Origin of the sequence: Cupriavidus sp. SK-4, from assembly GCF_000611125.1 — a bacterium.
Classification (GTDB): Bacteria; Pseudomonadota; Gammaproteobacteria; order Burkholderiales; family Burkholderiaceae; genus Cupriavidus; species Cupriavidus necator.
This window is the reverse complement of record NZ_JFJW01000069.1, coordinates 97,662-104,772: the sequence shown is the minus strand read 5'-3', so window position 1 is coordinate 104,772 and position 7,111 is coordinate 97,662. Positions and strand designations below refer to the sequence as shown.

Sequence of the window (7,111 nt, the reverse complement as noted above, 5' to 3'; positions counted from 1 at the left end):
CCTCTCCCGCAAGCGGGAGAGGGAGCAAACCAGCAGCTTGCAAAGGACTGCGCCCTTGCGCCAGCTTACTCCGCGCCCTGCGCCTGCGAATTGCCAACCGGCGTCAGCAGCTTCACCTTCGAGCGCGCCTTCAGGCTTTCATAGAATGCCTGCAGGTCGGTCTGGCCGGCGAGCTGCGACAGCTGCTGCGCTTCGGCCTGGCGTTGCGCCGGGTTGGCCTGCGTCGGCTGGCTGACCTTGGTGATACGGTAGACCGCGTAGCCTTCGGCCCCCAGGTCGACACCCACCACCGCGGGCAGCTTGTTCGCATCGGCGCGCAGCACCGCTTCGACCGCCTTCGGCGGCACGCCCTCGGCCTTGGCGCGCGACACGGTCTGCACCGCGCCAAAGCCGTCGGCGCTGTCTGCCTTCTTCAGCGCAGCAAGCCGGGCCTCGCCGTCCTTGCGCGCCAGTTCGGCCGCCTGCTGGGCGATATAGCCCTCGCGCACCTTGGCTTCGACTTCCTCGAACTTGCGCACGGCCGCCGGGCGGTACTCGACGATGCGCGCGGCCACCAGCGTGTTCGGGGCCACCTGGACCGCCTCGGTGTTGCGCTTGTTCTTGATCGCGTCGTCGCTGAACAGCGCCTTGAGCAGCTTGTCGTTGTTGAGCGGGCTCTGCGCGCCCAGCGCCGGGTTCGGCTGGCGCGTGACGTTGTCAGCGGTCTGGATGGTCAGCTTGAACTTGTCGGCGGCGGCCTTGAGGCTGTCGGCCTGCTCATAGACGGTGTTGCCGAAGGCATCGGCCTGCTCGGCAAACTTCTTGTCGGCGAACTGCTTGCGCAGCTCCGCTTCCAGTTCCGGGCGCACGGCTTCCAGCGGCTTGGTCTCGCCGGGCTTGATGCCGGTCAGCTTGATGATGTGGTAGCCGAAGTCGGTTTCCACCAAGTCGCTGACCTGGCCATCCTTGAGCGCGTACATCGCGTCCTCGAACGGCTTGACCAGCGCGCCGCGGCCCATGAAGCCCAGGTCGCCGCCCTTCTCGGCCGAGCCCGGGTCCTGCGAGTTCTTGCGCGCCACGTCGGCGAAGGTGTCTGGGTGCTTGCGCAGGTCCTCCAGCAGCTTGGCGGCCTTGTCCTTCGCGGCCTGGCGCTGGGCGGCCGGCGCATCCTTCGGCGCGCTGATCAGGATATGGCTGGCGCGGCGCTGCTCGTCGATGCGGAAGCGCGCGATATTGCTGTCGTAGTAGGACTTCAGCTCTTCGGGCGTGACCGCCTGCGTCGCGGCCAGGGCCTCGCCCGACAGCAACAGGTACTCGACCTTGGCTTGCTCCGGCACCGAGAAGGCCTGCTGGTGGCTGTCGTAATAGGCCTTCAGCGCGGCCGCATCGGGCTGCACCTTGGCGGTGTAGCCGGCCGGCTTGAACAGCAGCGCCTGCACGTCGCGCTGCTGGTCGCGTACGGCGATCAAGCGATCGAGCAGCGACTTGGGCACGAAGGCCGTCGCGGCGACCGATGCGCCCAGCTGCTGCGTGGCCAGCTCGAAGCGCATGCGGGCATCGAACTGCTCGGGCGTCATGCCCTGCGACTGCAGCAGCTGCAGGTAGGCCTTGTCGTCGACCTTGCCGTCCTTGGTGCGCGGCAGTTGCGCGATCGCCGGCAGGTTGCTGATTTCCTCGAGCAGCTTGGCGTCGGACACGGTCAGGTGCTCACGCGCCACGGCACTGGCCATCACGCGTTGCTGGATCAGCTGATCCAGCACGGCCTTGCGTGCGTCCGGGCCTTCGAACTGGCGCGGGTCATAGCTGGCGCCCAGGATCTGGCGCGCGCGTTCGCTCTGGTCGCGCACGACGTTGTCGATTTCCTGCACGCTGATGGCGCGGCCGTCTACCTTGGCGGCATCGTGCGAGCTGTCCATGAAGCGCGAATAGCTTTCCACGCCGAAGAACACGAACGACGGGAAAACAAGCACCAGCAGCAGCAAGAGCATCAGGCGCCGGTTGTTGCGTACGAAATCAAGCATGCGGATTCGGGTAGTGGATTGGCACGAAAGACAAACTCCACGATTCTATCAGGAGCCGCTGGGCACGCACCCTTTGTGGAGGGTGGGAAACATAGGGAAGCAAATGAAAAACGCCCGCTAATGCGGGCGTTTCCTTAAAACTGGCGGAGTGGACGGGACTCGAACCCGCGACCCCCGGCGTGGCAGGCCGGGATTCTAACCGACTGAACTACCACTCCTGTGTCGGCGCTTGCTGCCGGCGATGCACATGTCCTTGCGATGGAGAGTGGTGGGTGCTGAGGGGTTCGAACCCCCGGCGTACGCCCTGCAAGGGAATCGAATTTCCTTACAAATCATAAGCCTACAACGCCTACCAACCTTCCCTTGCCGACCGTGCCCTGCTGCAAGAGGCCGAACTATAGCTCGTGTTCATCATCTGCGCAATACCCGGATGACTCAACCTTGTACCCCAGCCCCTCCAAAGCCCCGCAATCCCGAACGCCGGCTGATGGGGAGACGGGACGGAAGCGCGGGCATGTTTTTTTCTCCAGTGAGCTGATTGCCCGATCTCGCACGACATTGTGCGCGATTCGCTCCCAACAAGTTGCCCGCCTCGACAGAGGCCTGCGCTTCGCCGCCCCTCATGGCGCCCGCGATGCCGGCGTCTGCCCTTGCACCCGGATGTCATCCCCCTGTCATCCACGCCACACAGAATGGCATCCAGACAGGGTGCAGGCACCCGTCCGCCAGCCGGCTTCTGCGGCAGCGCAGCGACGGAATGTCTTGACGCCCGCTTTTTTCCACCTTCAATGAAAACGTTTTCATCCGGAGCTGCAAGCGTGAATCGCAAAGATCCAGCGGGGGGCAGGCCCGACACAAGCGGCGCCACCCTGATCGACGTGGCGCAAGCCGCGCGGGTGTCGCTCGCCACCGCATCGCGCGTATTCAGCAGCCCGCACCTGGTGCGCGACAGCACGGCGCAGCGCGTGCGCGAGGCGGCGCGCCGGCTCAGCTTTCGCCCCAACCTGCTGGGCAGCAAGCTGCGCGCCCAGCAGACCCGCATGATCGGTGTGATGCTGCCAACGCTGGAAAACGCGGTGTTCGCCGAGTGCTGGCACGGCATCGAGGAAGCGGCGCTGGCGGGCGGCTATTCGCTGATGCTGGTCACCAGCGGCTACGATCCGGCGCGCGAACGCGAGCGTGTGGAATACCTGCTGCGCCATCGCGTGGACGGTATGGTGCTGACCGTGGCCGACGCGGCGTGCAGCACGGTGCTGGATCAACTCGACGGCGAGGGCGTGCCCTATGTGCTGGCGTACAACCAGGCCGGACCGCGCAGCTGGCGTCATTCGGTATCGGTGGACAACCGGCGCAGCGCCTGCGCCGGCGTGGAGGCCCTGATCGCCGCCGGGCATCGCCGCATCGCCGTGGTATCGGGCGCCTTCGTCGCCTCGGACCGCGCGCGCCAGCGCTTTGCCGGCTATCAGGACGCCATGCGCGCGCACGGGCTAATGCCCGCCGCGCCAGTCTGCCTGCCATCGCACACCGCCAGCAATGCCGAACAGATCCGCGCGCTGGTCCGGGCAAACGATGCGCCCACCGCCTTTTTCTGCACCAATGACCTGCTGGCCATCGGCGTGATCTCCGACCTCAGGCGCCTCGGCCTGAGCGTGCCGCGCGACATCTCCGTGCTGGGCTATGACGGTATCGCGCTGGGCAGCGTGGTCGAACCGCCGCTGGCCACCGTCGTGCAACCCAATTCCGAGATCGGCGCCAGCGCCGTCGGCCGGCTGCTTGCCTGGCTGCACGATGACGGACGAGCCTCGGCGGCGCTGCCGCGCGTCACGCTGCTGCCGCACGCACTGCGCGTCAATGGCACCGTGGCCGCTCCGACGTCACCGTAACCGCGTGCGCATGTTGCATCCCCCACCCCTGTCCTCAACCAAGGAGCCTCTCATGCAACCTATTCCTTCCTGGCGCCGCCCGCTGCGCTGGATTGCCCTGGCGCTTAGCGCCGCCGCGTTCAGCCAGGGCGTGGCCGCCCAGACCGCGATCTGCTACAACTGCCCGCCCGAATGGGCCGACTGGGCGGCACAGATCCGCGCCATCAAGGAAAAGACCGGCGTTGCCGTGCCGCTGGACAACAAGAACTCCGGCCAGTCGCTGGCGCAGCTGGTCGCCGAGAAGGCCAGCCCGGTGGCCGACGTGGTGTACTACGGCGTGACCTTCGGCATCCAGGCCAAGAAGGATGGCGTCACCGCCGCCTACAAGCCCGCCCACTGGAACGACATTCCCGACGGCCTGAAAGACCCGCAGGGCAACTGGTTCGCCATCCATTCCGGCACGCTGGGCTTCATGGTCAATGTCGACGCGCTGCGCGGCAAGCCGGTGCCGCAGTCATGGGCCGACCTGCTCAAGCCCGAGTACAAGGGCCTGGTCGGCTATCTCGACCCCGCCAGCGCCTTCGTCGGCTACGTGGGCGCAGTCGCGGTCAACCAGGCCATGGGCGGCACGCTCGACAACTTCGGCCCGGCCTTCAAGTATTTCAAGGACCTGCAGAAAAACCAGCCGATCGTGCCCAAGCAGACCGCTTATGCGCGCGTGCTGTCCGGTGAAATCCCTATCCTGCTCGATTACGACTTCAACGCCTATCGCGCCCGCTACAAGGACCACGCCAACGTTGCCTTCGTAATCCCCAGGGAGGGCTCGGTGGTGGTTCCCTACGTGATGAGCCTGGTCAACAAGGCGCCGCATGTGGCCGAAGGCCGCAAGGTGCTCGACTTCGTGCTGTCCGACGCCGGCCAGGCGCTGTGGGCCAACGCCTACCTGCGCCCGGTGCGCGCCGGCGTGGTGCCTAAGGAAGTACAGGCGCGTTTCCTGCCGGCCACCGAATACGCACGGGCCAAGGCGGTGGACTTCGGCAAGATGGCCGACGTGCAAAAGGCGTTCAGCGAGCAGTATCTGAAGGAGGTGCGCTGACAGGTGCGCTGACGACTGGCGATGATGTCACCCGCCTGATGGCTGTCTCCCCGCAAAGGGGGAGACAACCGGGCGGCTCACCCAAGCCATCGCCCACCACCCCACCACCCCGTCGCTGCCATGACAAACCGATCCCCCTCCCTCTTCCTGTTCGCCTTGCCGGCACTGGTGGTCTTCCTGGCCTTCTTCTGCCTGCCGATGGCGCGGCTCCTGGCGGTCAGCATCAACGGCGAGCAAGGCGCAGGCGTGTACTGGACCGTGGTCTCCAGTCCGCGCTACCTGCACAGCCTGGTGGTCACCGTGCTGCTGTCGGCCGCGGTGACACTGGCCACGCTGGTGATTGCCGGCATTGCCGGCACCTTCCTGCAGCGCAACGCGGTGCCTGGCAAGTCCGTGCTGGTGGCCATGCTGACCTTTCCGCTGGCGTTTCCCGGCGTGGTGATCGGCTTCATGGTCATCATGCTCGGCGGCCGCAACGGCCTGCTGGCCATGGTTGGCGACAAAATCGCCGGCGAGCGCTGGACCTTTGCCTACGGCCTGGCGGGGCTGTTCGTCGGCTACCTGTACTTCTCGATCCCGCGCGTGATCCTGACCGTGATGGCGGCCGTGGAGCAGCTGGACGCCTCGCTGGAAGAAGCTGCCCGCTCGCTGGGCGCCAGTCCCTGGCACGTGGTGCGCGACGTGATGCTGCCCGCGTTGATGCCGGCCATGATCTCCAGCGGCGCGATCTGCTTTGCCACCAGCATGGGCGCGTTCGGTACCGCCTTCACGCTGGCGACGCAACTCGACGTGCTGCCGCTCACCATCTACAACGAGTTCACCAACTACGCCAACTTCGGCATGGCCGCTGCGCTGTCCATCCTGCTGGGCACCGTCACCTGGGCCTTGCTGGCGGTCGCGCGCTGGTTCTCCGGCGACGCCGTGGCCGCGACCGCCTAGGAGCCAACCCATGCCCCCAACCCATCGCCGCCCCGGCTACTGGCTGCAACTGGCGCTTACACTGGCAGTCTGCGCCTTCATGACCGTGCCGGTCGTGCTCTCCGTGCTGGCTGGCCTGACCAACAATATCTTTATCGGCCTGGAAAGCGGCCTGACCACGCGCTGGCTCGCGGAAGTCTGGTCGCTCTATCGCAATACTATCTTCCTGTCGCTGCTGATCGCGCTGGCCTGCCTTGCCTGCACACTGGTGCTGGGCGTGCCGGCCGCGTACTGCATGGCGCTACGGCGCAACCGCGTCACCCGGCTGATCGAGGAACTGCTGATGCTGCCGGTGGCCGTTCCGGGCCTGGCGACCGCGCTTGGCCTGATCCTGCTCTACGGCACCTGGCAGGCCCTGCGCACGAGCTGGGTGTTTATCCTGATCGGCCACGTGCTGTTCACCCTGCCCTTCATGGTGCGTTCGGTGCTGGCCATCCTTTCCGCCATCGATATCCGCACGCTGGAGGACGCGGCGGCCAGCCTTGGCGCGAGCCGCCTGCAGCGCTTCTTTACCGTGGTGCTGCCCAATTGCCGCCAGGGCATCCTGGCCGGCGCGCTCATGGTGGTCACGCTGTCTGTGGGCGAATTCAACCTCACCTGGATGCTGCACACGCCCACCACGCAGACGTTGCCTGTGGGCCTGGCCGACAGCTATGCCTCGATGCGGCTGGAGATCGGCTCGGCCTACACCATCGTCTTCTTCGTCATGATCATTCCGCTGCTGGTGCTGATGCAGGCGCTCAGCGCGCTGGGTGCGCGTTCCCGCAAGTACGTTCCCGAAGCGGCGCACGTCCCCGCCGTTGCCGCCACATCGGCCAACCCTCATACCGAGACCCGTCATGCATGAACCCACCACCATCAGGCTGCGCGATTGCGGCAAGACGTTTGCCGACGGCACGCTGGCGCTGCAGCCGCTGGATCTCGACATCGGCGCCGCGGAAACGGTGGTGCTGCTGGGCCCGTCCGGCTGCGGCAAGACCACCACGCTGCGCATCATCGCCGGGCTGGAGTATCCCGATGCGGGCGGCGAAGTCTGGTTCGGCGATACCTGCGTGACCGCGCTGCCGATCGAGCAGCGCGGCGTGGGCATGGTGTTCCAGAGCTACGCGCTGTTCCCCAATATGACCGTCTCCGAGAACATCGGCTACGGGCTGCGCGTGCGGCGCGTGGACGCC

General features: G+C 66.3%; 5 protein-coding genes, 1 tRNA gene and 1 pseudogene. 5 read left to right on the top strand and 2 right to left on the bottom strand.

The features are described 5' to 3' along the window. Nucleotides 1-65: 65 nt before the first annotated feature. Both CF68_RS15420 and CF68_RS15415 read right to left on the bottom strand, forming a co-directional pair. Nucleotides 66-2,000, bottom strand: a complete 1,935-nt coding sequence (locus CF68_RS15420) for a SurA N-terminal domain-containing protein (RefSeq protein WP_035820185.1) — start codon at nucleotides 1,998-2,000, stop codon at nucleotides 66-68. 141 nt (nucleotides 2,001-2,141) lie between these two features. Further along, nucleotides 2,142-2,218: transfer RNA gene (locus CF68_RS15415), tRNA-Gly, on the bottom strand. 570 nt (nucleotides 2,219-2,788) lie between these two features. On the opposite strand from CF68_RS15415, the gene CF68_RS15410 reads away from it, so the two are divergent. The 5 genes and pseudogenes from CF68_RS15410 to CF68_RS38380 form a co-directional block, all read left to right on the top strand. Further along, nucleotides 2,789-3,883: a substrate-binding domain-containing protein gene (locus CF68_RS15410; protein WP_063832568.1), complete on the top strand. Its 1,095-nt coding sequence runs from the start codon at nucleotides 2,789-2,791 to the stop codon at nucleotides 3,881-3,883. A 52-nt stretch (nucleotides 3,884-3,935) separates the two neighbouring features. Then, nucleotides 3,936-4,958, top strand: coding sequence for an ABC transporter substrate-binding protein (locus tag CF68_RS15405; protein WP_051591541.1), 1,023 nt, complete (start codon nucleotides 3,936-3,938; stop codon nucleotides 4,956-4,958). A gap of 120 nt (nucleotides 4,959-5,078) precedes the next feature. Then, on the top strand, nucleotides 5,079-5,897 hold the full coding sequence (locus tag CF68_RS15400; RefSeq protein WP_035820182.1) for an ABC transporter permease: 819 nt from the start codon (nucleotides 5,079-5,081) through the stop codon (nucleotides 5,895-5,897). A 10-nt stretch (nucleotides 5,898-5,907) separates the two neighbouring features. Continuing rightward, entirely contained in the window at nucleotides 5,908-6,783 is an 876-nt protein-coding gene (locus CF68_RS15395) for an ABC transporter permease (protein WP_035820180.1), read from the top strand. Next, a pseudogene (locus CF68_RS38380) lies at nucleotides 6,776-7,111 on the top strand (ATP-binding cassette domain-containing protein); the annotation flags it as partial. The gene CF68_RS15395 and the pseudogene CF68_RS38380, both read left to right, overlap by 8 nt.

What these genes read in the sequence shown, in the direction of transcription:
- CF68_RS15420 (WP_035820185.1), bottom strand. Translation starts at nt 2,000, where the DNA reads ATGCTTGATTTCGTACGCAACAACCGGCGCCTGATGCTCTTGCTGCTG.
- CF68_RS15410 (WP_063832568.1), top strand. Translation starts at nt 2,789, where the DNA reads ATGAAAACGTTTTCATCCGGAGCTGCAAGCGTGAATCGCAAAGATCCA.
- CF68_RS15405 (WP_051591541.1), top strand. Translation starts at nt 3,936, where the DNA reads ATGCAACCTATTCCTTCCTGGCGCCGCCCGCTGCGCTGGATTGCCCTG.
- CF68_RS15400 (WP_035820182.1), top strand. Translation starts at nt 5,079, where the DNA reads ATGACAAACCGATCCCCCTCCCTCTTCCTGTTCGCCTTGCCGGCACTG.
- CF68_RS15395 (WP_035820180.1), top strand. Translation starts at nt 5,908, where the DNA reads ATGCCCCCAACCCATCGCCGCCCCGGCTACTGGCTGCAACTGGCGCTT.